Source organism: Paenibacillus sp. J22R56, assembly GCF_056269375.1.
In genome coordinates, this window is record NZ_JBWDNV010000008.1 from 153,766 (window position 1) to 180,458 (window position 26,693).

Below are 26,693 nucleotides of genomic sequence, written 5' to 3' on the forward strand. Positions count from 1 at the left end.
ATAGAATCGGACGCTTCACAAAGAAGCGTCCGATTCTGTTGTTCCTATGGTTATGCCGATTACTTTGCCGAAGCGTCGTAAGCAGCTTGCAAAATTTCGAGGTAGCGATCAAGCTTGAGGTTTTTCAAGCCCTCTACATAGCTATCCCAGTCTTTGTCCAGATCCTTGTTACCTGTAACGAATTGAAGCGCATTCTGTTCGATGTAGTCGCGGATGTTCGTCTGCAGCATGCTCATTTCATCGCTTTGTGCCGGGTCAACCCAGATCGACCAGAACGGGAACAGCTCCTTCGGCTCGCTGCCTTCGTACAGCTTCGTCGCTTCATACAGCCTGCGTTCATAGTTTGCTGAATCATAGATGTCCTCTCCTTGCACCCAGCTGTCTCGGTACTCCTTCGGCATGTAGAAGTGACCCATGCCGGACCAGCCTGCGTTCCGAGGCTTTTCACCCTCTTTGCTCGGAATCGTTTTGACCATCGGCTTAACGTCTTCACCAAGTGCCTTGTCGCCAGGTGCCGGGTCTTCCCAATCAATGCCCTTCATTCCGGAGCCTGCATTGGTCTGTCCCTCCGGCGTGTACATGTAGTCCACAAGCTTAATGAGTGCGATCTGCTCCTCTTCACTCGCCTTGTTCGTGATTACGAATTTCCCGCCTGGAGAGACTCCTCCATTGTCATGTGTACCGAAGGCACCGTTTGGCCCTTTCAGAGGTGGTACCGGATTATATTTTGCAGAACGAGGTCCTCCCAGATCGATGAAGATAGCCGGATGCATGCCAGCGCCAGCGCCCAAGATTTCAGCGTCAGCATTCTCGCCGATTTTTTTGAATGCTTCCGCGTTTTGCGTGAATGCACCTGGATCAATCAATCCTTCATCATACAAGGATTTAACGTAAGTAAGCCCTTCCTTCCATTCAGGCTTGATCGCCGCAGACTCCACTTTACCGCCTGACATATTCAAATAGTTGCGGTCGTCATCGTAGACGAATCCGTTCATCAGGAATGGAAGTACGCGTACGCCAAATTCCTCAGTAGAACCGCTCAGCGCCACTTCGTCCGCTGCACCATTGCCGTTCGGGTCTTGTGTCTTAAACGCTTTCAGGACATTTTTGAATTCCTCTGGCGTAGTTGGCATATCTAGGTTCAACTTTTTCAGCCATTCGGTGTTAATCCACATTTTGCTTGGATAGGAGCAGTGGAAACATTGTGTATAGGCAACAAGCCCGTAAATTTTGCCGTCCGGTGCCGTATTCAGCGTCTTGAGATCCGAATTAGACTCCATGGCTGCCTTAATGTTCGGCGCGTATTTGTCGATAAGATCGTTTAAAGGTACAATGACACCCTGCTTTCCGTATTTTAACAAGTCAGCTTGCGAGAACTGATCGATATAATGCGTCAGAATGTAGGCATCCGGATAATCTCCGCTCGCAAGCGAAATTTGGCGTTTCTCCTTGGCCCCATCAGAAGGTACCAGCTCGAATTTGAATTTAATGTTGAACTTATCCTCCACAAACTGCGTGTACTTATTCGTTGGCAGGTCGATACCTTGCTCCTGTACAGCGAATACACTGACCTCTAGCGGCTTGGTTGAAGCATTCGTCCCTGACGAATTACCTCCGGACTGACCGTTATTGCTCGAGCAGGCCGACAGCGCCATAGACAGGATGAGTATAATCGACAATAAACTCCAGCTCTTCATTTTCATTTTTTGCTCCCCTTTGCATAGTGACCGTAGTTGTGAAGCCGATTTCTTTGGGCTTGCAGCATCAAACATTGTGATGTATCACATATGGCTACATCGCCCCCACCTCCTTAACGAAATAACCGCCGAACGGCCATCAGCCCTTAACAGAACCAACTAGCATACCCTGCACGAAGTAGCGCTGTACGAACGGATAGATGATCAGGACAGGCAGCGTAGCTACGACGATGAGCGCATATTTGAGCAGCTCCGCTAGCTGTGCCCTCTGCACCTGCACGCTGATATCCATCGCACCAGCACTGTTGTTCTGTATGATGATACTTCTAAGCACGAGCTGCAGCGGATAAAGATTGTCGGATTTCAAGTAGATCAGCGCGTCGAAGTACGCATTCCACTGCCCAACGGCGTACATGAGGACGAGTACGGCCAATATCGGCTTTGAGAGCGGGATGACGACGCTCGCCAGAAATCGCCAGTCGCTGCATCCGTCGATTTCACTTGCTTCAACCAGTTCACTTGGAATCGTCGTTTGAAAGAAGGAGCGCGCGATGATGACCTGCCATACCCAGATCGCATTTGGTATAAGCAGTGCCCAGCGGGAATCTATCATGCCGAGCTCCCTCACGACCAGGTAAGTCGGAATAAGTCCTCCGCCGAACAGCATCGTGAACATAACAATCATGAGGATGCCATTGCGGCCAAAAAACGTCTTGCGCGACAGCGGATAAGCCAACATGACCGTCATAATGACGCTGATGAGCGTTCCCACCGACATGTAGAAAAGCGAATTGCCATAGCCAGTCATGATGAGCGGCGTTTTCAATATCGTTTGGAAGCCCTTGAACGAGAGGTCTACCGGCCAAAGCCAGACTTTGCCGGATACAACGGCCGCCGGACTGCTGATCGAGCTGCTGACGATGTAAATAAGCGGATACAAGACGACGACGAGCACGAGGCTCAATATCACGTAGATCGCGAAGACAAAGATGCGGTCGCCGACTGATTCCCGAATTTTTGATTTAGGTGCTGCCATTGATTTTGCCATGTCCCATTCCCCCTTGCTTACCAGATGCTGTTATTCGAAATTCGTTTCGCCAAGCTGTTCACCGTGACCAAAAGGATAAGGTTGATGACGGAATTAAGCAGGCCAACTGCCGTGGCAAAGCTGTAGTTGGCGTTCAGAAGGCCCATGCTGTACACATAGGTCGCGATGACCTCGGACGTAGGCAAGTTCAGCGAATTTTGAAGCAAATAAATTTTCTCGAAGCCTACTGACATGATGTTGCCGACGTTCAGGATCAGGATGATCGTAACGGTTGGAAGAATACCGGGCAGATCGACATGCCAGATTTTCTGAAAGCGTGATGCTCCATCAACCTTGGCTGCCTCGTACAGCGTCGGATCGATGCCCGCAAGTGCCGCAAGATAGATAACTGCTGCGTAGCCTGCCGTCTGCCAAATATCCGACCATACGTAGATCGATCGAAACATACCCGGCTCGCCCAAGAAGTTAACCGGCTCGAACCCGAAGTATTGGAGCGCAACGTTGATAAAACCAAGCCGTGGTGCCATGAACAGCATGATCATGGACACCATAACGACCGTGGATATGAAATACGGTGCAAACGTGACCATCTGCACGAATCGCTTGAAGCGGCCATTCCCTATCTCATTCAGCATGAGTGCCAGCACGATTGGTATAGGGAAGCCAGCCAGCAGCTGGTAGAAGCTCAGAAGCAGCGTATTGCGGATCAGCGTCCAGAAGATCGGATTGTCGAAGAACATCCGGAAATATTTCAATCCAACCCAAGGGCTGCCCCAGATCCCTTTGACGACGTTGTACTCCTTGAATGCCAGCACCGCGTTCGCCATCGGTACATATTTAAAAATAATGAAAAACAGCAGCGGCGGAATGACGAGCAAATATAGCTGCCAATGCGACCGCAAGCTTTTGGCAAACTGCCTGCCATACCCATTCTTCGCATAGACCGGCTTAATCGGTTGATGTTTGGTAGTAGGTTGTTGCAGCAGAACGATCCCTCCTCAAAATGTTGTACCCTAGTGCTTTGACAGCGCTTTCTATACCCTGATCATAGGGGAGAGCACTCTCATGCAGGTAGGTACATTTGGGTCGTTTAGCGTACAAATCCCCCATTTTTGAAGGGCCAATTCAGCCGGAAAACGTACCTTTTCCGCATAAACAATGGGTACGGTCAACATTGAACATGGAACACAGCTCACATCAGCCAATATGAAAAATCCCCATAAAAATAACGGCTCAGGGCGCTAACCCTGAACCGCTATTTTTATGGGGATTTCCTTTTCTCTTTGTTGTAATCATCATACGCCTGCTGCATCAACTCCACATAGCGGCCGATCTGCAATTGTTTCAGCCCTTGTACGTACTCATCCCAGTCCTTGTCTACATCCAGGTTGCCTGTAATGAACTGCAGTGTGCTTTGTTCGATGTAGTTTTTGAGATTCGTTTGGAGCATAGCCACCTCGTCTGCTTCTTCGGGAGCGATCCACACTGCCCAGTACGGAAACACCTCCTCCGGCTCATGCCCTTCGTAGAGGAGCGATGCCTCATAAAGTCTGCGCTCGTAGCCAGTATTCGCGAAAATATCCTTCGCAGCCACCCAGCTGTCACGGTATTCCCTTGGCATGTAAAAATGTGCCATCCCGCTCCAGCCGGAATTTTGTCCGTGCGTGCCCACCTCGTTTGGAATGGCCGCATACTTCGGCTGAACCCCTTCACCCAGCGCAATTTCTCCGGCTTCCGGCTTTCTCCAGCCTGTTCCTTCTAGTCCCGACTGAGCGATCGTTTGTCCGTCCGGCGTATAGATGTAGTCAACCATCCGGATTAATGCAATCTGTTCTTCCTCCGTTGCTTTGCTTGTGATGACGAATTTCGCCCCTGGACTAAGGCCGCCTCCAACGAACGACGCATAAGCAGCATGCGGGCCAGCGAGAGGAGGAAGCGGTTCGTAATCAGCGCTGCGCTCACCGTAGACGAATATATCCGGATGCATGGCAGCTGCGGCGCCAAGAATTTCCGCTGCTGCGTTCTCGCCGACTTTTCGAAGCGCTTCCGAATTTTGCGTGAATGCGCCTGGATCGATTAATCCCTCGTCATATAAAGACTTGATATAAGCAAGCCCTTCCTTCCATTCCGGCTTGTCAACAACCGTATACAGCTTCCCGTCTGCCAAGCCGAGGAAAGTACGGTCATCATGGTAAATGAAACCGTTCATTAGGTAAGGGACGATGTGGACGCCGAAGTTCTCGGTCGAGCCGCTGAGCGGTACCTCATCCTGCAGGCTATTGCCGTTCGGATCGCCGAGCTTGAACGCTTCAAGCATATGCTTGAACTGCTCCGTTGTTGCCGGCGGCTCCAGGTTCATCTGCTTCAGCCATTTGGAGTTTACCCACATTTTGTTTGGATAGGAACAATGAAAGCAATCCGAATAACTAGCGAGGCCGTATATGTTGCCGTCCGGTGCCGTATGCAGCGCCTTTAACGCCGGATCCCGCTCAAGCGCGGCCTTAATATTGGGCGCATACTGCTCAATAAGTTCGTTAAGCGGAATAATGACTCCTTGCTTGCCGTATTTCATTAAGTCGGCCTGTGAGAACTGGTCGATATAAGTAGTTAACCAATACGCGTCAGGATAATCTTCGCCAGCTAGCGAGATTTGCCGTTGCTCCTTAGCACCTTCCCCCGACACGATCTCCCAGTCGAACTTAACGCCGAATTGCTCCTCGAGCAGCTTTGTGAACGTATTCGTCTCCAGATCGATGCCATTCTCCTGCTGGGCAAATACACGAATAGCCAGTGGTGCGCCTGCCTCACCAGTACCGACTTCTCTAGCATCCATAACTGCCCCTTCCGTATTTGCACAAGCTGTCAACAGCAGGATGCCTGCCAGGGCGGTAACAATGGTGCTTATGATGTTTTTGATCACAATCCGATCCCCCTTGATTCCTTAGCGGCACCTCAAATTTTGATGGACTGCCGATAAGAGCTCGGCGCGATACCCATTACCCGCTTGAATGCCCTGCGGAAGGAATGAGCACTATTATACCCGACGCGTTCGGCAATTTCGTCCACCGTGTATGCATTCGTCCTTAACAACTCGGATGCATGTTCGATTCTGACCATTTCCAAATAATCCGAAATGTTCGTATTCGTCACTTCCTTGAACAATTGAGAAATATACTTCTCTGGCCTCTCCGAATTTTCTGAGATCCGGTACAGCGTCAGCTCCGAATCCCCATACGACACGGCTATGAACTGTTTAATTTCCTCAACAATTTGGATATGAGCATGACTTTTCTTGCTGCTAATGACACCGCATAGCGCATCGACGATTGCAATAATCTCCTCTTGGATGACAGCTGCCGAATTCGACGCCTGCACACTTACGATCTGATTCTTGAGTGTAAGCTGCAATTCCGATTCCAGGAATGCCTTCTGATCAAGCAGCTTAAGCAGTGTTCCCTTCAGCTCACCTACCAGCTGCTGCTTCATCTCAATCGACAGATGGCGGTTATCCGTGTTTTTCTCGATGACGGATTGCACCATACGCCCCGCTTCTTCCCGGTCGCCCGCCCGGATCGTGCTGATCAGGCGCTGCTCAATATCAAGCGGATAATAATACGTAGCCGTCTCCAGGTTCGAGTCTCCAAACCATACGATGCTTTGCTTGTTATCGTAATCAGCATAATCCATCGTCTGCTTCGCCTGCTCAGAAGAATGACTCACCTCGAGCAGTGTTTGAAACAGTTCACCGAAGGATGCAGTAAGATGAATTTTGTAATCCCGGTAGGCAAGCTCTATCAGCTTCTCGAATGTATCCGTGATTGTCTCCCGTTCGGACTTCTCCTCGAACTCGTTCTCCTCACGAGTTGCCGGACAAATCGCGACGATCCGATCTGACCCAAGATCCGTCATAAGAAAGTCACTGCCAAGTTCAAGAAGCATCTGCTTCACGATCAGCCGCGCGGCTGTCAGCTCGTTAAGAATTTCTACACTGTCCATACCGGAGTAGCCGTTAATTCGCAGCATGCCGACGAACCCTTGCTGCGACTGGAAATGTGCGTCTGCTTGCGCAGCAGCCGCGGCAATCTCCTCTCCTGACTGGAACTCACCAGCGATCAACCGTTTCAGGAAGCCGTCACGGACGAGCGGTAGCTGCCGGTTAAGCTCGTTCTCCAAATGCCGGTTGCTTGTAATCATCCTCGAAATGTTCCCCTGGAGGAAATCGAATTCGTTCCGCCCCGTTATGCCTTCCTTGCCAAAGTGCTCCTTCATGACACCTAGTAGGCGGTTGATTGGTACGCTATTTCGGTACGCAAGCAGCAAGCCGGCAAGCAAACCGAGCAGAAGGGCAGCACCGGTCACAAGCCATGTCATTGTTCTGATTTGATTCGCATTTTCCATTAGGACATGGCGCGGAATGCCCGCCTGATATACCCAATCATTCTTGTCTGAGTGAATCGTAATAACGAGGTCGTCGTTGTAGAACTGACTGACTTTGGCAGGGTCGAAGCTAGCGTCCCTGTTTAGCAGATGTGCTGCCTTTTCATCAATGCCATGCAGGCTGACCGTATTTCCCTGCGCGTCGCTGATATGAGTCCAACCTCCATACCGCTCCTCAAGTCCGGAGAGCAAACTCGATATATTCTCTTCATCTATGATGACAACAACTGTCGCAGGCGACGTGCCGCTGAAGCTGTCCAGCGGAAGCGACTGCATATAAGTCACGACCGAAGTTTGCTTCGTATTGTTAGTAAACGGGCGAAGCGGCATAATTTCACTGCCATGATGCTGATTCAGCACCGTACTCTTCCATTCAGCCAAAGACATATCGTTGTATCGGAAATTGTCATAGTAATGCTCCGGCCGGAAATAAGCGGAGCCTTGCGACAAGATGACGTCATAGTTACTTAAGTAAATAAAATAATTTTGCAGGAAGTCGTTCGTCTGGCTGAAAGGCATGACCTGCCTCATCACGTTCCAGATGCCGTACACGTTCTCTTGATCTCCTTCAATCTTCTCGTTCATCAGCGTGTTCAAATCTGGATTCAAAGCCAGCTGCCTCGTGAAGCCTTCGACCTCCGCCATCCTTCTCTCCAAAATTTCTTTGCTGCGCTCCAATTGTGTAACGCCATTCTCGATAGAGACAGATTGCGTAACTTCGATGGACGTGCGGTAGGATACGAAGCCGGCAATACTCGGTATGATTAGAATGATTATGTACGAAACGAGGAATTTGCGAAAAATGGTGGAATGCTTCGGCACAGAATAGCCCCCTCCTGTATTTAAAGCGCTTACATTATAACTTGAAAGACAGTTACTATCTTCGGAATCGGCTTCCTATCTCTATATAAAATAACCACAATTTATGCAAAAAGACAACTGCCATAAGATAGATTCACAGTTGTCTTCATCAAGTTATTCTACTGTATACGAAGCCTCTTCGCTTACCGTCCGGTTCCTTTATATTTGGTTAGTAGCCAAGCGAGGCGCCGCCTTCGACGGGCAGGGCGACCCCGGTCACGAATGCCGCCTGCTCCGACGCCAGGTAAAGCACCGACTGCGCGACCTCCTCTGAGGTGGCCGGGCGGCCGAGCGGATGCATGTCGCCTAGCGACTTCGCCGCTGCCGCCGGGTCTGGCTGCTCCCTCGTCCACGTCTCGAGCAGCGGCGTCGACACGCCGGCCGGGCAAACGCAATTGACCCGCACGCCATCCGGTGCGAAGTCGAGCGCGAGCGACTTGGTCAGCGCGATCAATCCGCCCTTGGATGCAGCGTAGATGGGATTATTCCGCTGGCCGACAAGTCCGCCAAGCGAAGCCATATTAACAATCGAGCCTTTCGAGAGGCGCAGAAGCGGTATCGCATGCTTAATCGTCAAGTAGACGCCCTTCAAATTAACAGTAAGCAAGCGGTCGAAATCAGACTCGCTTATCTCCTCAATCGGCTTCGGATGGATAACCGCCGCATTGTTAAATAACACGTCGAGTCTTCCGAACATTTGCCTCGTCCGTTCCATTAACGCAGCGACTGACCTCTCCTGGGATACGTCTGTCTGGACTGCAATCGACCGGGGAATCATGCAGCTAAATTCCGCATTCAACGATGCGGCCACCCGCTGCCCATCCTCTTCGTTCCAATCTGCGATGATAACGAACGCCCCTTCGGCAGCAAACAGACGTGCGCTTGTCTCACCGATTCCCGATCCGCCGCCCGTGACAATGACGACCTTCTCCTTAAACCGCATGGACATTCTTCTCCCTCCCCTCCAGGCAACGGTTCATTTGTATCAAATTATCAACTTGTTGTTTATTTATCCGTAATATTGCAGGTGTTCCTCCGTCTATGTTATAGATATTCTATCATTTATATAGAATTTCGTATTTGATCAGAATTCCATTAAGTTGACGATTAATCCGTTAATTCCAGGGCGATAAAACAAAAAAGGGCTCTCCGAGCAATCCGAATGTAACATTCGGTTGCTCGAAGAGCCCTTTTTTCAACTATCGATTAAGCGTTATAGAACTTCACGATTTCTTGTACGATTGCTTCCTGCGTGCCGTCAACAAGCGTCTGACGCTGTGGTTTGTTGAAGAGTGCTTGAATTGGTGCAGGGAACTCCTGCTCAATACCAACCAGCTCGATCGCTTCGTTGAACTTCGCAGGGTGAGCCGTTGCCAGTGAGATTGTCACTGTGTCAGCTTCTGCGTATTGGTTCGATGCTGCTACACCACAAGCGGAGTGAGGATCCAGCAGATAGCCTGTCTCTTTGTTATAAGCTGCAATGGTGTCGAGGCATTCTTGGCCTTGTACGCCATGCGCAGCGAACTCTTCCTGTACCTTACGGAGCGCATCGCCGGATACAACGATTTGCCCATCTGATTTGAAGCCGTCCATGATGGAACGGATTTGCTCCGGATTTTCACCCAGTACATAGTAGAGGTAACGTTCAAAGTTGCTAGCAACCTGAATGTCCATCGAAGGGCTGTATGTCGAACGGAAATCGCCCGGCTTGTACACACCTTCCTTGATAAAGCGCTCCAAAATGTTATTTTCATTAGTCGCCAGAATCAGCTTATCAACCGGCAGACCCATACGTTTCGCCAGGTAGCCTGCGAAGATATCGCCGAAGTTGCCTGTTGGAACGCTAAAGTTCACTTTTGCATCCGAGTTGCCTGTCTGCTTCGCTACTTGGAAGTAGGAATAGAAGTAGTAGACCGTCTGCGCCATGATACGCACGAAGTTGATTGAGTTGATCGCGCACAGATGGTTCGTCGATTTGAATTCCAGATCAGCGAACAGATCTTTAATAATGCGCTGGCAGTCATCGAAGTTGCCTTCAACGGACAGGTTCAGGACGTTGTCCTCTTGAACCGTCGTCATTTGCAGCTCCTGCACTTTACTTACTTTGCCGTTCGGATGCAGGATGCAAATTTTGATGCCTTCTTTACCTTTGACACCCTCAATCGCCGAAGCGCCGGTGTCGCCGGAAGTTGCGCCCAGAATATGAATCTTCTTGTTCTGCTTACTGGACACATACGTATATAATTGGCCCATGAACTGGAGCGCAATGTCCTTGAATGCAAAGGTAGGACCATGGAACAGTTCCAGCAAATAGAGGCTGTCGCTGAGTTTATGCACCGGCGTTACTTCCGGATGGCGGAACGTCGCATAGCCGTCGTATACCATTTTCTTCAGATCTTCATAAGGAATTTCATCATTCGTATAAAGCGAGAAAATTTCAAGCACCAGCTCTTGATAGCTGAGCTCCTGCCATTCTTTCAGCTTAGCCGCGGAAACGACCGGAATTTCATAAGGTACGAGAAGACCGCCGTCGTCTGCAAGACCCATAAGGAATGCGTCGACAAAGCCGATTTTGCCCACATTACCGCGAGTACTGATATATTCCATTTGTAATTCCCTCCTACTATTGCCTAACCTTTCCCCTATTATAGAAAAAGACCGCCATAACCACAAGACATACTTGCTGGTTAATAGCGGTCATTCGAGTTCATCGGGCGATTATTTTGCCGTCTTTTTGATGAGGCCAATAAGCTTAGACAAAGCGTCCTTGTTATCATTTTTCTGCATATTATCAACGTATTTATCACGGTTCGCATGCAACTCGGTTACGCTGCTAACGAGCGTCTCTGGGGTCATGTTCTCCTCGTAGAGCACTTCGCAGAAGCCTGCCGACTGGAACGAGCGCGCATTCAGAATCTGATCGCCGCGGCTTGCTTCCTTCGTAAGAGGGATAAGCAGCATCGGTTTACGCAGGTACAGGAACTCAAAGATCGAGTTTGATCCCGCACGCGAAATGATCACATCCGACATTGCCAGCAGATCAGGCAGCTCCTCATTCACATACTCGAACTGTTTGTACTGAGGGGACTGTAGGGTTGGCTCAACCTGCCCTTTGCCGCATAGATGGACGATCTGGAATTTCTCTGTCAGCTTGCTGAGTGATGCCCGGACCGCCTGATTGATCTTGCGTGCACCAAGGCTGCCGCCCATAATGAGCAGAACCGGCTTGGTTGATACGAAGCCAACAAACTTGCGGCCTTTTGCCGCGTCACCTTGTTTCAATTGATCACGGATGACCGCTCCAACGTAATGGGACTTCCCGTCAGGAAGATGCTGCTGCGTCTCCGGAAATGTCGTGCATACCCCCGCCGCGAACGGAATCGCAATCTTATTCGCCAAACCCGGCGTCAGATCGGATTCATGAATCAGTACCGGCACCTTATTCAGCCTTGCACCAATCACAACGGGAACGGACACGAATCCACCCTTGGAAAATAGAACGTCTGGCTTTTGTTTTTTAATAATCCGGTAAGCTTGGAACGCACCCTTGATGACCTTGAACGGGTCCTTTACGTTCTGCCAATCCAGATAACGTCTCAGCTTGCCCGTTGCAATGCCATGGTAACGCACATTCTGGAGCGGCTCGATGAGCTGCTTCTCAATGCCCGCTTCCGAGCCTATGTAGTCCACCGACCAGCCTTCTTGTATAAAATGGGGGATCAACGCCAGGTTAACCGTCACATGCCCTGCCGATCCGCCGCCTGTAAACATAATTTTACGCACACCGCTCACTCCTAAAAAGAATTATCACCCAACCATCGGTCGTGATGATTCTTACTTCGAAAGCATAAAGACCCACTTATCGAAGTCTATTGTAAGCCAGTAAGCTTGTAAATTTCCAGTGTGCGTGAAAACTTTCCATCGGAAGTGAGCATAGGCTAATGTCTATGCACGGCTTCCCACCTTTAAGCGTTCGATCGCTGTAAGGATGATTTCAGCCTTACGGCTATCTTTTCCACACACAGCTGCTGCTGTAAGGCAGATATCGGACTTACAGCTCCTAAACAGCCTCAACTATTGCATTTGGACCGAGCTGTAAGGCTGTTATCAGACTTACAGCTCTCAAGCAGCTAGCTATTGCGTTTTGACCGAACCGTAAGGCTGAATTCAGCCTTACGGTTATGTTTTCTCCGTGTATCTGCCTGTCTAAGGCTGTTTTCGGACTTACAAACCAAGCAGGCGCATCCCCTGACTGGTTTGGCCTCGTTAGATTCCTTTGGAGCTTACATCTCCCACAGTTACCTCTAGCGGTGCAAAAACAAAAAAACCGCGATCTTCCGAGCATAGCTCGTCCAATCGCGGCTTCCTCCGCTTATTCTTCCTGCTTTCCTTCAACAACCTGCAGCGGACCTGACGGCTCGCCGGCCGGCATATCCTCTTCGACGAAGCGCTTGAGCGCCTGAAGCTTGTTCTCCCAGAAGCGCTCGTAGTAGCTGAGCCAGCGCTTCAGCTCAAGCAGTGGTTCCGGCTCCAGCCGATAGCGTGTCTCACGCCCGACTTTGCGCTCCTTCACCAGTCCAGCTTCTGCAAGTACACGGAGATGCTTCGACACGGCCGTCCGGCTCATTGAATAATGACCGCTGATCACATTTACCGGCATTTCCTGATCGACTAGCAGCTGCAGCAGGCTGCGGCGGGTTGGATCAGCAATAGCTTGGAAAACGTCGTGTTTCGGCTCCGCCGCCATATTATCCAGCTTCGACAACGCTGACAAACTTCTTCATGATGCCAACCCAGCCGCCGGCCATATGCTCGCGTACTTGCGTATGCGCTTGTCCAAACTCCGTAACCTTGTCTGCATCCCAGCCGCCATGGATCAACGTAAACTCAGTCTTATCGCCTTCCAACTCTTTCAACTCAAACGTCAGCGTCCAGTCCTTACCCCAGTTGAAAGTCAGCCTATTAGGCGGATCCACCTCTGTTACTTTGCATGGAGATTGGCCGAACTGGCCAGCTTCCAGATGAAACTCACAGCCGATCTCCGGCTTGAAGTCACTGCTGGGCGGCATGAACCAAGCTGCAATCCCTTCTGCAGTAGATACCGCGTTCCATACTTTTTCAATTGGTGCGTTCACTTCAACTGTCTGACGAACGTCAGGCAATGTGTTTGTTGAGTTACTCATTATTAATCAAACCTCCGATTAGTTTTTAGATTTCACTTTTTCCTTCAGGCGAAAACGAAGCGCTGACCATTTCTCATCTACTGCAACGTTGCTTACCGGCCGATATGGCGTCGATTCCTGTACAATAGCTGCAAGAGTATCCCGATTAAGGTCTGATTTCACCTTCGAGCTCTGCTTCGGATAGGTAATCCAAAACACCGCATCTTCCTCCAGCAAAGGAAGCACGCCAGGAAGACTATCCTCAAGTTCTGCCGCATTATTCACGAACAGCTGCACAAACTCAAATGGACCAACAGCTTCCGATCCTGTATCCGAAGCTGGTGCCGTCTCAATCCCAAGACGATAGCCCTCAGGTGCATTGATCACCGAAGCTTGTCCGGACTTATAGCGAAGCTTCTTCACCAATTCCTCATTCATACTGAACTCGATTCCTCCAATAGGAAACGTTTTGGTTTCGCTTTTCATTATAGGAAACCATTCGGTTTCCTGTCAATAACCTTATTTCGCCAGAAGCAGCAACCGATCATCCTTATCAGATGGTGTCCCTCTGCCATCGGTATTATTCGTGATGACATATATACCGCCATTATGCACCTGAACATCACGCAGCCGTCCTTCACCCTCAAGTACAACGGACATCTTTTTCGTCAGCGTATTGTAGCGAAACAGCTTCTCTCCCCTAAGTGCAGCGATCAGCAAATTGTTACCCGAATTCATCGCAATTCCCGATGGCGCAATGGTGTCCTCCCCTGTGTGGAAGACGGGATCAATCATCCCATCACGATGCTCGCCCCCAATAACGACCGGCCAGCCGTAATTCCCTCCAGGCACAATACTATTAATCTCGTCATGCCCACCGGGGTCCCCTGATGGTCCGTGCTCCGCGACAAACAGCATACCAGAGCTGCTCCAAGCAAGACCTTGCGGGTTACGGTGTCCATAGGAATAGACGTAGGAGTCGGGAAAAGGATTGCCAGGCGGAATCGTGCCGTCCAGCTTCATACGAAGTATTTTGCCAGCGAGACTTCGCAGGTTTTGTGCCAGCTCTTCTTGACCCGCATCGCCTGTTGTTATGTACAGCAACCCGTCCGGACCAATCGCCATACGCCCGCCATCATGATTAAACGAACCCGGAATGCCTTCAAGCAGCACCTGCGACTCGGTCCAAGTGCCTTTCTCCAGCTTCAACACAATGACACGGTTCAGAATTTTGCCGTTCTCTTCATACGTATGGTAGGCATAAGCCTCCTTCGACTTCTGGAAATCAGGAGCAAGAAGGAAACCGAGGAAGCCTCCTTCACCCTCGGCATGAACGTTCTTACGGAACTCAACGGGCATACGTGTCTGTTTCCCATTCTCAACCTGCACAACATTACCGTCCCGCTCGCTAATATAAATCACGTCACCGTCAAAAGCGATCACCCACGGCGCTTGCAGCTTCTCCGCCACAACTTGGTAAGAAGCCTGCTCACCAGAGACTTGCGTGCCTCCTGTTTTGACAGACGACTTATTACCGTCACAGGAGGTAAGCCATAACGCCCCTACTGCAAGTAAAATAACGGACATTAACCTCTTTTTCATTCCCATCACTCCTCTATTCCATGGTTACAGAGGCTGACTGAGCTTGATGCACTTACTCTTATTGTGGTCAAAATAAAGATGGAATTTCAGTAATCGCCAATTTTAGCTCCATTTAAATTCCAACTGCAAATTAGACTTTCCCAGCTCCTCAGTTACCTTTTGATTCGTTATTCCCACCGTTATGCATCCAGCGTCTCAATACGCCGCTGCTCTAAATTAGACAACGAAAGTCGAGGATTAGTTTCATCTCATAATGAAAAAGAAAAAGACCAGAGCAATCAGCTCCGGTCTTTCCAGTATTTTTACACCACAGCGGACGCTTCCAGCCCAAGCGCTGCTTCCCTCTCACGGACGAGTGGTATAACCTTCTCGCCAAATGCCTTAATGTCTTCTTCATAATGCAGGAAGCCAGTCAGGATTAGATCCACACCGATTTTGCGCAGCTCGATAATACGGTCTGCTACCTGCTCCACCGTACCAATCAGACCCGTCTTGAAGCCGTCATTGTATTGGACAAGGTCCGTAAAATCCGAATTCGCCCACATGCCTTCCCGCTCCGGTGATGCTTTCCCTGCGAAGTTGACTTGGCTGCGAAACCCTTCCACCGCCTCCGGATTCGCATACTCGACGATATCGTGCAATACTTGGCGCGCTTCCTCTTCAGTATCACGTACAATGACAAACGCATTCGCACCAAACTTGAGTTCACGGCCGTTCGCCGCTGCTTCCAATTTCAGTTCATCAATCTGCGTCTTAAAGCCTTCAAGCGTATTACCGTTCATGAAATACCAGTCAGATACTCTTGCTGCCATCCGGCGTGCCGCAGCGGAGTTGCCGCCTTGGAACACTGGCGGAGCTGCCGCAGGCTTTGGCTTCATAGGTGCGTTATTCAAGCGATAGAAGTCACCGCGGAAGCTTGCTTTCTCCTCCGACCACATCTCCTTCAGGACTCGAATGAATTCCTCCGAACGGCGGTAACGCTCATCATGATCGAGCCAAGGTTCTCCATAGTTGTGGAACTCTCCCTTGAACCAGCCGCTCACTACATTAACGGCAGCGCGGCCGTTGCTGATCTGATCAATTGTCGCCAACATCTTGGCAACTGTACCGGGATGCCACAGCCCCGGCAGCACAGCAGCGATTAGTTTGATTCTGCTTGTTACGGCCGCAAGCGCAGAGGCCAGCGTAATCGCTTCAAGCTGGTTTTCCGCACCATAGCTGGCAACGAACCGCGTCTGAAGCAGGGCGAAATCAAATCCCGCTTCTTCCGCCATCTTTGCGTAACGGGCATTCTCTTCAAACGACCATCCTGTTTTTTGAGGAATATTGGAGATTACAAGGCCGCCACTCACATTCGGCACCCAATAAGCAAATTGCAAAGACATCGCATTCACACTCCTTCGAATAATAGCTGAACTATCTACGTTCGAATCTAAGATGCCAGTCCCTTAGGAGTAAAAACCAGGTAACGGTGCAGTGCCGGTCACATACCAATTGCCCACGTTCCGGAGCTTAAACTCCGCCGGATTATGAAGCGTGTGGGTCCGCACATTGCGCCAGAACCGGTCGAAGCCGTACTTCGACGCCGTTGCTCTTGCCCCCATCACCTCGAATATCCGGCTGGTCACCTCGAGCGCCATTTTGCCAGCCTGTACATTCGCTGCAGCGACAAATATGGCCAGCTCGCCGCGTTCAATCTCGCCCAATGCTTCTTCCTTCGCCCAGGCGGCATCAAGCAGACGGTCTGATTTCTCCACGAGTCCCAGAGCCGCCTGATAGTCCGCCCACCACTCGCCGTAACGACTCAAGGTTGAAGGCTCCTCCGCAGCCCGCTCGAGTCCGGTTGTGTACCAGGGCCGCGCATGCTCCAGCGTATAGCTTTTTGCCTCTTCCAAAGCTCCCACCGCGCTGCCGATAAAAATACTCGCCAGAATGCTCTGCGATAGCTGCGGAACTAGCGTTGAGAACACCGTCTGACCCGCATAGGGGGTCTCGAGTATTTCATGGGGCTCCACCCGTACGTCATGGAACTTTACGGTGCCACTGCCCGTCTGGCGTTGGCCCATGTTGTCCCAATCGTCTATAATCTCAACGCCCTCGCGTCCGGATGGAATAATGCCCTCGTAATAATCGCCGGTCACGCTGTCGTTCCAGGAGATCGCGAGCAGATCCGAATCCGGAGAACCCGAGCTGAATCCCTTCGAGCCGTTAACCATTACGCCGTTCCCGGAACGCTCGCCGATAATCGTCTTCTGAAGCGGATTGGAGGAGTTCCCCCAGAAATAGTTGTTCGCTGCGGTTACTTCGTAGAAATACCGCTTCTGCTCCTCCCTACCCGCCAGATGCGGGGCGATCAGGCAGAGAAAATGGTAACCGTACACATGCGCCAGCGCCGCATCCGTCCGCGCGAACTCCCTAACAACGCGGAGCACATCGGACCATTTCCCGCCGTGCCCGCCGTATTCCTTCGGAATGAGCTGCTTCAGAAGTCCGCTCTCCCGGATCCAATCGCGCTGCAGCTTTGGCGTTCCGCCTTCCTTGTCGCGTTCCGCGGCATCTTCGCGAAAGCGGTCCGCAAGCTCCCTTGCAACAACCAAATAATCTAGAGCCGTTCTAGTTGTCATGCTTCAGTCTCCTCCCATTTACTCTCCGCCCTGCGTGAACAGCTCGGGAGGCTGGCCAACAAGCTCCTTGCCTACCAATTCGCGTGCCAAATGGTTGGATGGCGCAAGCACGAGACCTGCCCGCACATCGCGATAGAGCCGCTCTATTGTTCCTTTTTTGTAGCCGTAACCGCCCGTTACATCCATCGCAATCGATACGACTTGATTCGCTACCTCCGTGGCATGAATCTTGAACTCCGTCGCTTCGTACCACAGCTCGCCCAGCGGTCTGCCTTCCGCTTCATAACGGGTATACTTCTCGGCAAGCGAGAGCTGCCAAGGCTTCAGCGCGCTAAGGCCAATCTTCGCGTTCGCCAGCTGCTGGCGGATGACCTGATAGTCCGCAAGACTGCGGTTGAAGTCGCGGTGCACCGTTCTTTTTACCCGTTCTACCACGATTGACAACGCCTCCGAAGCAACCCCGATCCACGCCGAACCAATACCCAGAAGATAGAGCGGATCTACGCCGTTAAACGCAATCTCAATCGCTCGGTTCTCTCCGACAAGCAGGTCGGCACGCGGCACGCGGACATGATCCAGCTTAAGTGGGCCGCTCTGATTGCCGCGCACGCCAAGTGCTTCCCATGGACCAGCCGTAATCCCGGGATCCTTGCCATCGACGATAAAATAACTGAGGTCCGTCGGCTGCTGCGCACCCGGAGTACGGGTCTGAAGCACGTAGAAGTCTGCATGGCCTCCGCTGGTCGTGAACGATTTTTCCAGATCCAAAATATAATCCTCACCGTCGCGTTTCGCTTCGCTTAGGTTGAACCAGGTATGCCCGCCCGTTGCCTTCTCGCTCATCGAATGGGTTCCGATTGCCCCATGGCGAACCGGCTTCAGCCAGCGCCGCTTCTGATCCTCCGTCCCATAATAGACGAGTGTCTGCGCCGCGCCGACATGCATGACATAGATCAGAGAAGTCGACGGGCAGCCTTTGCCGATCTCCTCGGCGGCAAGCGCAAATGCAGTATAATCCAGCCCGAGGCCGTCATATTCCGCTGGGATGATCAGGCTGTTCCAGCCTTTCCCCGCAAGTGCCTGCAAATTCTCTGAAGGGAATACACCCTCTCTATCAATTCGTTCCGCATTCGGGCGGATCACATCATCAACGGTTTCCCTGATAGAAGCAGCAAGCTGCCCGTAATCCGGCTGTGCTGCAAAAGTGTGATTTGCCATACGAATACCTCCTTCATAACAATATTTTTATAACGATGACGCTTTCGCCTCATATTCTCCAGATGTCTCGACTGCAGCCCCAACGCGGGACGGCAGCGAAGGATCACGCTTCACGCGGAACCAGGCATAGACAAGGCTGATCAGGACGATAACCGCAATCGCCCAAGGGAAGTAGCTGACCGGCTTCGGCTGCCCCGGCTGAATCATGGCCCAGATCGGAAGTGCGATGCTGATCACGCCAAGCACCGGAAGCACGTAGCGCTGGAACACATTCAGCTCTTCATTCGGATAAACGATAACCGCAATATTAAGCAGCGCATAAATAAGCAGCAGCGGAATCGTGCCAATCGTTCCGAGGTACCCGAAGCCGGTGACCCACGTATCGCCCGCAAAACCAAACAGCAGAGCGAATACGATTCCGAGGCCGCTCAGCAGCGACAAAGCACCTGCTGGCGTCTGCCATTTGGAGACGGTGCTGAGTTTCACGGCAATCAGCCCTTCGCGTGCTGAATTGAACGCAATCCTCGAGAAGCCGTTCAAGCAGGCGATCGTCATGCCTACGATACTCGTAAAGCCTGCGATAACCGCAAGGAACGAGAAGTCGCCCAAATAACGGTCTGCCAGCGTCATGAACGGATTCGAGCTTTTCACCAGTTCCTCGCTGTTATTGCCAAAGCCGGCGATCACGGCATAGCTCACCAGCAGATAGAATACTGTCATGACCGCAATGCTAATCAGAACGGCTCGTTTGACGTTGCGCTTCGGATTTTGCGTTTCTTCGGCTAGCGCAGCGGAGTTCTCAAAGCCGATGAACAGATAGATGGCGAGCGGGAATCCAAGCCCTACCCCTGCAAGACCATCCGTCACCGAAGAAGGCGCGAATGGCTTCAGCGATAATCCGTTAGGCGGATCAAGCAGGATATAGATTGTAACGCCAAGCAGGACGAGCACTTCGATAATTAGCGCAATCCCGGCGATTTTGGTCGAACGGTCAATGCCGATAATCGTCAGTCCCCAGATCAGGACGCCAAGGACAACCGTCGGGATCGCCCAATGAACATGAATGCCGTATAACGCCAGCGAATCCGCGGTCCAGCCGCCAAGCTCGATAAATGCCGAAGCAGCCAGGAAAATCGTTCCTGCAATAAACACGATAGACGCTGCGGTACCAATTACCCCGCCAAACGACATTCCGATATACTTGATGAGCGAACCGCTTGAAGGATGTTTGGCCGAAAAACGGGTAAGGCTCAGCCCGACGATAATAATCGCCACGGCCGATAGGAGAAGCGTTAACGGCGAACCGATACCCGTCGCGATGAAGATAACGGGAAGGCCGTAATAGATCGCCGCTGCCGGCGCCATTTGCGCCAGGGTTGATCCAATGGCATCCAATAGCGTCAATTTGCGTACCGGAGAGAGCGAGCCCCCCGCCTGAACAACTGTTTCTTTTTCCAAACTACTCATAATCCCATTCCTCCCGATCGTTTATAAACAACAAAAAGACTTCTCGCGTATTCCTGCAAAAGGAAGGAGAGAGCCTTCGGTCGTCCGATCGGATCTATCTGTATTCCATTGTCCAACGCGCGCCGGTACTACCGGCCGATTGCGCTGACGCTCTCTTCCAGCTCCAGCTGACGTACAAGCGGAATTACTTGCTCCCCAAACCACTCCAGCTCTTCGTCGTAATGCAGGAAACCTGCCAGCACCAGATCGATGCCGATCTGTTTCAGCTCAAGAATGCGCCTTGCCACTTGCTTTTTCGTCCCGATCAACCCGGTCTTGAAACCATCGTTGAACTGGATCAAATCCTCATACGTGGAGTTCGCCCACATGCCTTCGCGGTCGCCTGCCGACTGTCCGGCATGCCTCACCTGCTCGCGGAACGCTTCAACCGTCGCCGCATCGGCATTTTCAATAATGTCGCGCAGTACCTGCTTGGCTTCCTCTTCCGAATCCCGCACGATGACGAAGGCATTTACGCCAAATTTGATCTCGCGATTGTTATCATCGGCGTATCCCTTGACTTCATCGATCTGTTTCTTCAGGCCTTCGAGCGTATTGCCATTCATAAAATAGTAGTCCGATACGCGGCCCGCCATCTGCTTCGCTGCTTTCGAGTTACCCCCTTGATAGATGGTTGGTCCAGGCGCTTGCAAGGGTCTTGGCTTGAAATCCGCCCCGCGCAGCCGGAAGAAATCTCCCGCGTAAGTTGCCCGGTCTTCCGTCCACAACCCGCGCAGCACGCGGATGAACTCCTCCGAGCGGCGGTACCGCTCATCATGATCGAGCCAAGGCTGGCCGAGCGCAATGTACTCACCCTTCAACCAGCCGCTTACAACATTAATCGCCGCACGGCCGCCGCTCAGATGATCAATCGTCGTCATCATCTTGGCTACAATCGCCGGAGGGATAAGACCCGAAGCTACCGCAACAATCAGCCCCAGCTTGCGTGTCTTCACCGCAAGCGCCGCCGCGAAGGTGAGAGATTCCCACTGATTCTCCGAGTCGCTGCTGGCCACGAACCTGGTTGGCAGCAGCATATGGTCAAAGCCCGTACGCTCCGCCTGCTCCGCGTACCGGATATTCGCCTCAAAGGAGGAGCTGGTCCGCTGCGGCAGCTTTGTCGCAAGCAGTCCGCCGTCCTCGAGGGGTGCCCAATAGCCAAATTCAATCGCGCTCATCTACTTTTCCCCTTTGCCGTTATTTGCCCGAGACAGCCGCTTCTGCCTTCGGCGCGCGTCCAGGAAGCTCGTTGTTTGCGATCATCTCGCCAAACGGGCTGATGAAGGCGCGCTCATCTTCGCCGTTCCGCTTAGCCAGCGGTAGCAGCGGGAAGAGCAGTTCGGCGGTCCGATACGCTTCTTCCAGATGCGGGTAGCCGGATAAAATAAAAGTCTCAATGCCCAGCTCCTCGTATTCCTTGATCCGCTCCGCAACCTGCTCGGCGCTGCCGACAAGAGCTGTTCCCGCTCCGCCTCGCACAAGACCGATGCCTGCCCACAGGTTCGGGCTGATCTCGAGCCGCGAACGGTCGCCGTTATGCAGCTGGCTCATGCGTTTCTGTCCTTCCGAGTCCATACGCGCAAAGATTTGCTGCGCCGAAGCAATCGTCTCCTCATCCAGGTGCTCAATCAGTTCGTTCGCAGCCCGCCATGCTTCTTCTTCCGTGGGGCGGACGATAACATGCAGCCGGATGCCAAATTTCAGCTGGCGCCCTTTGGCCGCAGCCAGCTCGCGCATTTTCTCTACCTTCTGCTTAACCGCTGCCGGAGGCTCGCCCCAGGTCAGGTAGACGTCTACATGGTCAGCCGCCACGTCCATCGCCGCTTCCGATGATCCGCCGAAATAAAGTGGAGGATAAGGCTTCTGCACTGGCGGATAAAGCACCCTGCCGCCTTCTACCTTCAGATGCTCCCCTTCAAAATCAACGCTTTCACCTTCCAGCTCCTTACGCCAGATATGAAGGAATTCATCCGTCAGCTCATAACGCGTGTCATGGTCAAGGAACAGGCCGTCACCGGCCAGCTCTACCGGATCGCCGCCTGCTACAACGTTAATGAGCAATCTGCCTTTCGAGAATCGGTCAAGTGTGGCCGACATCCTTGCTGCAACCGTCGGCAGCGTCAAACCGGGACGGACGGCAACCAGAAATTTTAGCCGTTCCGTAACGGGCACAAGAGTCGAAGCAACAATCCAGGCATCTTCGCATGATTTGCCGGTTGGCAGCAGAACGCCGCTGTAGCCCAGCTCATCGGCAGCCTGTGCGATTTGCTTGCAATAACTGTACGTGACCGCTCTCGCCCCTTCGCTTGTTCCGAGATATCGTCCATCGCCATGTGTTGGAATAAACCAGAATAATTCCATCGTTTTATCAATCCTTTCTTTATTCAATAGTGGTTCAGACCAGCGTCTTGCCGTCCTTGCTGGCCTTCTTCAGCAAATCCCATACCGGAGCGGTGAGACGCTCCTTATCGAAGCCAAGGAACTGATTCGCATAGCCGCGCACGGGATCGCCCGCGTAGAACCGTTCATACAGCTCATGCCGCGATCCAAGCGGACTGCCGATCAAATCCCAAGCGAGCTTGAGCAGCTGCACTTTTTTCTCCGCGCTGACCGTCGCGCCTTCGTAATATTTGTGCATCAGGTCCGCGAGCGGACCGTAGAAGTCCTCGATGCCGGATGGCGCCTGAACGAAGCCGCCGCCGCCCACCTGCTGCAAAATCTCAATTGCGCGGGGATAAAATTTCGTCCCAATATTCCGGGCTGTATCGATATAAGACATCTCCGGCACAAGCACGCCCGATTTGTCCGGCTTCGCCTGCGCCTCCGACGCAATAACAAGCGCTTTGATCACTTCGATCTGCGTGAGCAGCTCGCCTAGCTTTTCCTGCACATGGAGGAAGCCTTGCGCGCCAATAGATTCCGTGACTGCAAAGGCAACTCCCGTCACAAATTCCAGCTTAGCGACGTACCGGACGATATTCTGATGGAACGCCAGCGCATTCGCGGTTTTGTTCGCCCGCAGGGTCAATACCTTCTGCGCGTCGCCGTACAGCAGAACCCGTTCCCAAGGAATCAGCACATCGTCGAAAAAGAGCACCGCATCCATCTCGTCGTAATTCGCGCTTAGCGGATGATTCCGCTCGCTAACGCTTGCGAAGGATTCCCGGCACACAATGTGCAGCCCCGGCGAGTTGGCCGGCACGATTAGCACATGCGCATGGTTTCGGTTCGCGGCTTCAAACTTCAGGAAGGACGAAATAATAAAGTCATGCGTATAAGGCGCGCCCGTCGCAATCATCTTGGCGCCGCGGACGACAATCCCTTCGCTCGTTTCCTTCACAACATGCAGGAATCGTTCGGCGATCCGGTCGTCGTCGAGGCTCTTGGAACGGTCGATCTGCGGATCGATGATCGCCGTTGTCAGGAACAAATCCTTGTCGCGGGCTTGCTCGTAATAACGCGTAATTTTCTCCTTAAATTGAGGGTCCAGCTGGCCAAGCTCATCCCGGGCGGCGTACCAGCCGGTTACAAGCGACCTTGCATAGTCCGACAAACGGCTCATCATTCCGTGCGTTTCCTGCGACCAGCGGTTGAAGGAGCCGCTGCGCTGTGCAAGCTGCTCCTGCGTGTACGGAACAAGGAAAGAGCTGTGGGCATAACGCCCCGTGCTCTCCACTTTGTAGCCAACGCTGTCACGGACAGCTGGATCGTCCAGCATATTGAACAGCTGCCGGATCGTATCGAGTGTTCCCTTGAATGCCGCATGCGCAGGCACGTTTGGCACTTGGATGCCTTCCAGCCATATTTTACGGCCGTCATTTAAGCTCTGTAGAAAAGCCTCTCCTCGCAAGCGAACCTCCCCTTTACACCTTTAAAATAAATTTTCACTATCCCAATTGATTTAATTGGTTTTGTTTATTATGATAGCTAATAATCATTTTACAGCAACCGTTACTTACGTCTTAAACGTTGTAAAATCAACACTTTTAGCAATTTTGTAGGATTTGAAAATGATATCCACACAAACTGCGTCAATCTGTCTGGCTGACTTCAAGCAGGGTTAGCCATCTCTTATTTGTTTAAAAGTTGGATATCCAACATTATGATCAATTTTGTCTGATTGGAGGGAAATGGGGCATGTCTGTCCAACAAAACCAATTCATTACGGACCGAAGAATTGCGAGAACCAAGCAGTTTATTTCCGAGGCGTTCCTGACCTTGCTTCTGGAGAAGGGTATCGAGGGAATTGTTATTAAGGATATTACCGAGAAAGCGAACGTGAACCGTTCTACCTTTTATGCCTACTATAGCGATAAATTTGATTTGCTTGACCATATGGTAAAGGATAAATTAAGTCAATTAAACGCGCTTATCGTTACGGAACGGAGCGGCTCGGGGAATTACATACCAGACTTTAATGCGCCGGATCCTTTTTTCGTTCTCTTGTTCAGTCACATGGAAGAGAACGAAGTATTCTACCGTGTTCTTCTGACGAGGATTAATCCAGCAACTGCCGGAGCAGACTACGCGGGTTCACTGCTTGGCGTCATCCGCGAAGCTTTTTACGAACGAATTACAACGCTCAGCATGGATCAGAAACAGTCCGTCCCTCTTGATCTGCTGCTCGATTATATCAGCTTCTCCACCTTCCATATGGCGCGCAAATGGCTGGAGCAGCGGATGGTCTATTCGTCCCGTCATATGGCATTGCAGTTGACTCGCTTGTCCATACTTGGTCCCTATGATGCAATGGGACTGCTGAGAGCATAGGAATTCGGACAAAAAAAAACCGAATCAGCCAAGATTACGGCTTTTCCGGGTCTTTTTACTTTGCCTGATCACAAGCTCCGCCAGCAGGAGCAGAAGCACGATCGAGCTGTACACCCCAATCGTGTAGCTGACGGTATAAGTCATTCCAATGCCTTTATGAAAAACTATCGTAATGAGGTGAATGAACAGATTGGTGAACACAAATGCATAGCTGCGGATCATCCACTTCCGATGGGCCTCGACTTGTTTTTTCCGAATCTTCACGATTGCTATAACGGTAACTGCCAACCAAATAATATTCACCATATTAAAAGCAACACTGTTGATCTTCCCGCCTGTCGAGTATGGCGCCATGTATCCGGAGGTCAGATCAACCACAGCTACAGCAGTCACGTACACATAGCCGATTTTGCGGTGAACCTTCGCGTAGTTCATTCTTATCCATCTCGAAAAATTTAGCAGTCCCGCAATCATCGCCACGCAGGCACCCGCAATGTGGACATCCATAACCTTGAGCCAAACAGAAACATGCTTCATGTTTGTTTTGTGACCAAGGAACCCGGACGCCTCGGGATCACGAATGAAGTTACTATAAGTCGTATATAGAATAAATCCAAAGGACACGATGGCCATGGCCAAGTATAATGTTTTTGTTTTTTTCATAGAGCAACCTCGCTTAACACAGCTAAAATAACATCTTTAAGTGTACCACGAGGTATGCCAGCTTCATGCTGCATATTAAGGCGGTATTAGAACAGATCGAGCTGCTCATATTGGGGAGGCTCTTCAATTGGTTCAAGCGGGTCCCGTCCGTCAGGGCGGAGCAATCCAAGCAGGTTCATCATTTGCTTTGCGTTATCAGCAGCATCACCGCCGGAGTTGTTGTTGAAGATCACGCAAATATGCTCACTTTTCTCCTCAAGCTGCCCGAGATAATCCGCCCATTGCCGCAGCTCGTCCGAGTTATAACGGTACAAATAACGGACATCCCGCCAGTTGGGCGCACCGCCCTGATTCCAGCCGCTCGCATTACGCCCATGAAACCGAACCACTGTCATAGCCGCATCCGTTGCTTCCAGCACGGTTGGAATCGACCCTAAACCTGCCTGCGGCTCGTCACATACACTATGAATCCAGCCTTCCTGGCGCATGAAATCAAGCGTCCGCTCCCGATACTCTGGTGTAAACCAGCTTTGATGCCGGAACTCCAGTGCGACAGGGATGCCCTCCATCAGCCGCTTCGTCTCGCGCAGCAGCCGCACATTGTCCCGGGTACAATCAAACCAAGGCGGGTACTGGAAAAGAGCTGCTCTAAGACGCCCAGCTTCTATCACTGGCTCAATCGACTCGCGGAAAGCCGCAAAGGTAGCATCCGGATCATTCGCCGCAGCAGCCGCTGCCGGGCCACGCTGATGGCCGGTCATCCCTTGATAAGCTTTTATGATAAAATGCAGCGACTCTGGCGTCTCCTCCGTCCACTTGGCGAACCGCTCCCGTGGCTGAATCGCGTAGAAACTGCTATCCACCTCCACCAGAGTAAAATGCTTCGCATATTCCTTCAGCCGATCCTTTGCTTTCACACTTGGACCATAGAGCGCATCCTGATCTCCCCAGCCCGCAAGCCCGATATGTATAGGCATCTCATTCACCGCCTCTCTAACATTAACTATTAGTCTAGTATCTCGCACAAGCGCCTTCCTTCATACTATACCCGCTGCCCAGTCGTCTGCAACGTTCCAGCTCCGCAGAAAAACAGTATGTCATTGCA

Annotated in this window: 22 protein-coding genes; 1 reads left to right on the forward strand and 21 read right to left on the reverse strand. The window is 51.6% G+C overall.

Going from position 1 to position 26,693, the window contains the following annotated elements; genetic code table 11:
* Positions 1 to 59: 59 nt before the first annotated feature.
* The 19 genes from AC0YNT_RS19740 to AC0YNT_RS19830 all read right to left on the reverse strand — a co-directional run bounded on the left by AC0YNT_RS19740 (position 60) and on the right by AC0YNT_RS19830 (position 24,005).
* Entirely contained in the window at positions 60 to 1,703 is a 1,644-nt protein-coding gene (locus AC0YNT_RS19740; protein ID WP_475806168.1) for an extracellular solute-binding protein, read from the reverse strand.
* 133 nt (positions 1,704 to 1,836) lie between these two features.
* Positions 1,837 to 2,745: a carbohydrate ABC transporter permease gene (locus AC0YNT_RS19745; RefSeq protein ID WP_167279157.1), complete on the reverse strand. Its 909-nt coding sequence runs from the start codon at positions 2,743 to 2,745 to the stop codon at positions 1,837 to 1,839.
* 17 nt (positions 2,746 to 2,762) lie between these two features.
* Positions 2,763 to 3,698, reverse strand: a complete 936-nt coding sequence (locus AC0YNT_RS19750; protein ID WP_475806389.1) for an ABC transporter permease — start codon at positions 3,696 to 3,698, stop codon at positions 2,763 to 2,765.
* Positions 3,699 to 4,006: 308 nt separating this feature from the next.
* Positions 4,007 to 5,665 (reverse strand): extracellular solute-binding protein, encoded by a 1,659-nt coding sequence (locus tag AC0YNT_RS19755; protein WP_475806169.1) that lies wholly within the window; start codon positions 5,663 to 5,665, stop codon positions 4,007 to 4,009.
* A gap of 32 nt (positions 5,666 to 5,697) precedes the next feature.
* Positions 5,698 to 8,004, reverse strand: a complete 2,307-nt coding sequence (locus AC0YNT_RS19760; RefSeq protein WP_475806170.1) for a helix-turn-helix domain-containing protein — start codon at positions 8,002 to 8,004, stop codon at positions 5,698 to 5,700.
* Positions 8,005 to 8,212: 208 nt separating this feature from the next.
* Positions 8,213 to 8,992, reverse strand: a complete 780-nt coding sequence (locus AC0YNT_RS19765; protein WP_475806171.1) for an SDR family NAD(P)-dependent oxidoreductase — start codon at positions 8,990 to 8,992, stop codon at positions 8,213 to 8,215.
* A gap of 257 nt (positions 8,993 to 9,249) precedes the next feature.
* Positions 9,250 to 10,650 carry a threonine synthase gene (gene thrC, locus AC0YNT_RS19770; protein ID WP_475806172.1) on the reverse strand — a complete coding sequence of 467 codons (1,401 nt, stop codon included), beginning with the start codon at positions 10,648 to 10,650 and terminating at the stop codon, positions 9,250 to 9,252.
* 111 nt (positions 10,651 to 10,761) lie between these two features.
* Complete coding sequence (locus AC0YNT_RS19775) at positions 10,762 to 11,814, reverse strand: undecaprenyldiphospho-muramoylpentapeptide beta-N-acetylglucosaminyltransferase (protein ID WP_475806390.1); 1,053 nt, start codon at positions 11,812 to 11,814, stop codon at positions 10,762 to 10,764.
* A gap of 601 nt (positions 11,815 to 12,415) precedes the next feature.
* Positions 12,416 to 12,790, reverse strand: a complete 375-nt coding sequence (locus AC0YNT_RS19780) for an ArsR/SmtB family transcription factor (RefSeq protein WP_167279509.1) — start codon at positions 12,788 to 12,790, stop codon at positions 12,416 to 12,418.
* Between the two features lies 1 nt (position 12,791).
* Complete coding sequence (locus AC0YNT_RS19785; RefSeq protein WP_475806391.1) at positions 12,792 to 13,229, reverse strand: SRPBCC family protein; 438 nt, start codon at positions 13,227 to 13,229, stop codon at positions 12,792 to 12,794.
* A 15-nt stretch (positions 13,230 to 13,244) separates the two neighbouring features.
* The gene (locus AC0YNT_RS19790) at positions 13,245 to 13,643 is read right to left on the reverse strand and encodes a hypothetical protein (protein ID WP_475806173.1); all 399 of its coding nucleotides are present in this window, start codon (positions 13,641 to 13,643) and stop codon (positions 13,245 to 13,247) included.
* Positions 13,644 to 13,724: 81 nt separating this feature from the next.
* Positions 13,725 to 14,807: a PQQ-dependent sugar dehydrogenase gene (locus tag AC0YNT_RS19795; RefSeq protein WP_475806174.1), complete on the reverse strand. Its 1,083-nt coding sequence runs from the start codon at positions 14,805 to 14,807 to the stop codon at positions 13,725 to 13,727.
* 302 nt (positions 14,808 to 15,109) lie between these two features.
* Entirely contained in the window at positions 15,110 to 16,192 is a 1,083-nt protein-coding gene (sfnG, locus tag AC0YNT_RS19800; RefSeq protein WP_475806175.1) for a dimethylsulfone monooxygenase SfnG, read from the reverse strand.
* A 63-nt stretch (positions 16,193 to 16,255) separates the two neighbouring features.
* Positions 16,256 to 17,431: an acyl-CoA dehydrogenase family protein gene (locus AC0YNT_RS19805; RefSeq protein ID WP_475806176.1), complete on the reverse strand. Its 1,176-nt coding sequence runs from the start codon at positions 17,429 to 17,431 to the stop codon at positions 16,256 to 16,258.
* An 18-nt stretch (positions 17,432 to 17,449) separates the two neighbouring features.
* Complete coding sequence (locus AC0YNT_RS19810; RefSeq protein WP_475806177.1) at positions 17,450 to 18,649, reverse strand: acyl-CoA dehydrogenase family protein; 1,200 nt, start codon at positions 18,647 to 18,649, stop codon at positions 17,450 to 17,452.
* A gap of 27 nt (positions 18,650 to 18,676) precedes the next feature.
* A complete protein-coding gene (locus AC0YNT_RS19815; RefSeq protein ID WP_475806178.1) occupies positions 18,677 to 20,116 on the reverse strand; it encodes an APC family permease in 1,440 nt (479 codons plus the stop codon).
* Positions 20,117 to 20,244: 128 nt separating this feature from the next.
* Positions 20,245 to 21,333: a dimethylsulfone monooxygenase SfnG gene (gene sfnG / locus AC0YNT_RS19820; protein ID WP_475806179.1), complete on the reverse strand. Its 1,089-nt coding sequence runs from the start codon at positions 21,331 to 21,333 to the stop codon at positions 20,245 to 20,247.
* 19 nt (positions 21,334 to 21,352) lie between these two features.
* Positions 21,353 to 22,516 (reverse strand): FMNH2-dependent alkanesulfonate monooxygenase, encoded by a 1,164-nt coding sequence (gene ssuD, locus AC0YNT_RS19825; RefSeq protein WP_475806180.1) that lies wholly within the window; start codon positions 22,514 to 22,516, stop codon positions 21,353 to 21,355.
* Between the two features lie 34 nt (positions 22,517 to 22,550).
* Positions 22,551 to 24,005, reverse strand: coding sequence for a 4-hydroxyphenylacetate 3-hydroxylase family protein (locus tag AC0YNT_RS19830; RefSeq protein ID WP_475806181.1), 1,455 nt, complete (start codon positions 24,003 to 24,005; stop codon positions 22,551 to 22,553).
* A 287-nt stretch (positions 24,006 to 24,292) separates the two neighbouring features.
* Here AC0YNT_RS19830 and AC0YNT_RS19835 point away from each other — a divergent pair, with 287 nt between their 5' ends.
* Complete coding sequence (locus tag AC0YNT_RS19835; RefSeq protein ID WP_475806182.1) at positions 24,293 to 24,925, forward strand: TetR/AcrR family transcriptional regulator; 633 nt, start codon at positions 24,293 to 24,295, stop codon at positions 24,923 to 24,925.
* Positions 24,926 to 24,949: 24 nt separating this feature from the next.
* On the opposite strand, the gene AC0YNT_RS19840 is transcribed toward AC0YNT_RS19835, so the two are convergent.
* Positions 24,950 to 25,588, reverse strand: a complete 639-nt coding sequence (locus AC0YNT_RS19840) for a DUF2306 domain-containing protein (RefSeq protein ID WP_475806183.1) — start codon at positions 25,586 to 25,588, stop codon at positions 24,950 to 24,952.
* A gap of 86 nt (positions 25,589 to 25,674) precedes the next feature.
* Positions 25,675 to 26,565 carry a DUF72 domain-containing protein gene (locus AC0YNT_RS19845; protein WP_475806184.1) on the reverse strand — a complete coding sequence of 297 codons (891 nt, stop codon included), beginning with the start codon at positions 26,563 to 26,565 and terminating at the stop codon, positions 25,675 to 25,677.
* Positions 26,566 to 26,693 lie beyond the last annotated feature (128 nt).

Bases quoted from the DNA above. Each gene is read 5' to 3' on its own strand.
- AC0YNT_RS19740 (WP_475806168.1), bottom strand. From the start codon at position 1,703: ATGAAAATGAAGAGCTGGAGTTTATTGTCGATTATACTCATCCTGTCT.
- AC0YNT_RS19745 (WP_167279157.1), bottom strand. From the start codon at position 2,745: ATGGCAAAATCAATGGCAGCACCTAAATCAAAAATTCGGGAATCAGTC.
- AC0YNT_RS19765 (WP_475806171.1), bottom strand. From the start codon at position 8,992: ATGTCCATGCGGTTTAAGGAGAAGGTCGTCATTGTCACGGGCGGCGGA.
- thrC (WP_475806172.1), bottom strand. From the start codon at position 10,650: ATGGAATATATCAGTACTCGCGGTAATGTGGGCAAAATCGGCTTTGTC.
- AC0YNT_RS19775 (WP_475806390.1), bottom strand. From the start codon at position 11,814: ATGTTTACAGGCGGCGGATCGGCAGGGCATGTGACGGTTAACCTGGCG.
- AC0YNT_RS19780 (WP_167279509.1), bottom strand. From the start codon at position 12,790: ATGGCGGCGGAGCCGAAACACGACGTTTTCCAAGCTATTGCTGATCCA.
- AC0YNT_RS19790 (WP_475806173.1), bottom strand. From the start codon at position 13,643: ATGAATGAGGAATTGGTGAAGAAGCTTCGCTATAAGTCCGGACAAGCT.
- AC0YNT_RS19795 (WP_475806174.1), bottom strand. From the start codon at position 14,807: ATGAAAAAGAGGTTAATGTCCGTTATTTTACTTGCAGTAGGGGCGTTA.
- sfnG (WP_475806175.1), bottom strand. From the start codon at position 16,192: ATGTCTTTGCAATTTGCTTATTGGGTGCCGAATGTGAGTGGCGGCCTT.
- AC0YNT_RS19805 (WP_475806176.1), bottom strand. From the start codon at position 17,431: ATGACAACTAGAACGGCTCTAGATTATTTGGTTGTTGCAAGGGAGCTT.
- AC0YNT_RS19810 (WP_475806177.1), bottom strand. From the start codon at position 18,649: ATGGCAAATCACACTTTTGCAGCACAGCCGGATTACGGGCAGCTTGCT.
- AC0YNT_RS19815 (WP_475806178.1), bottom strand. From the start codon at position 20,116: ATGAGTAGTTTGGAAAAAGAAACAGTTGTTCAGGCGGGGGGCTCGCTC.
- sfnG (WP_475806179.1), bottom strand. From the start codon at position 21,333: ATGAGCGCGATTGAATTTGGCTATTGGGCACCCCTCGAGGACGGCGGA.
- ssuD (WP_475806180.1), bottom strand. From the start codon at position 22,516: ATGGAATTATTCTGGTTTATTCCAACACATGGCGATGGACGATATCTC.
- AC0YNT_RS19835 (WP_475806182.1), top strand. From the start codon at position 24,293: ATGTCTGTCCAACAAAACCAATTCATTACGGACCGAAGAATTGCGAGA.
- AC0YNT_RS19840 (WP_475806183.1), bottom strand. From the start codon at position 25,588: ATGAAAAAAACAAAAACATTATACTTGGCCATGGCCATCGTGTCCTTT.
- AC0YNT_RS19845 (WP_475806184.1), bottom strand. From the start codon at position 26,565: ATGCCTATACATATCGGGCTTGCGGGCTGGGGAGATCAGGATGCGCTC.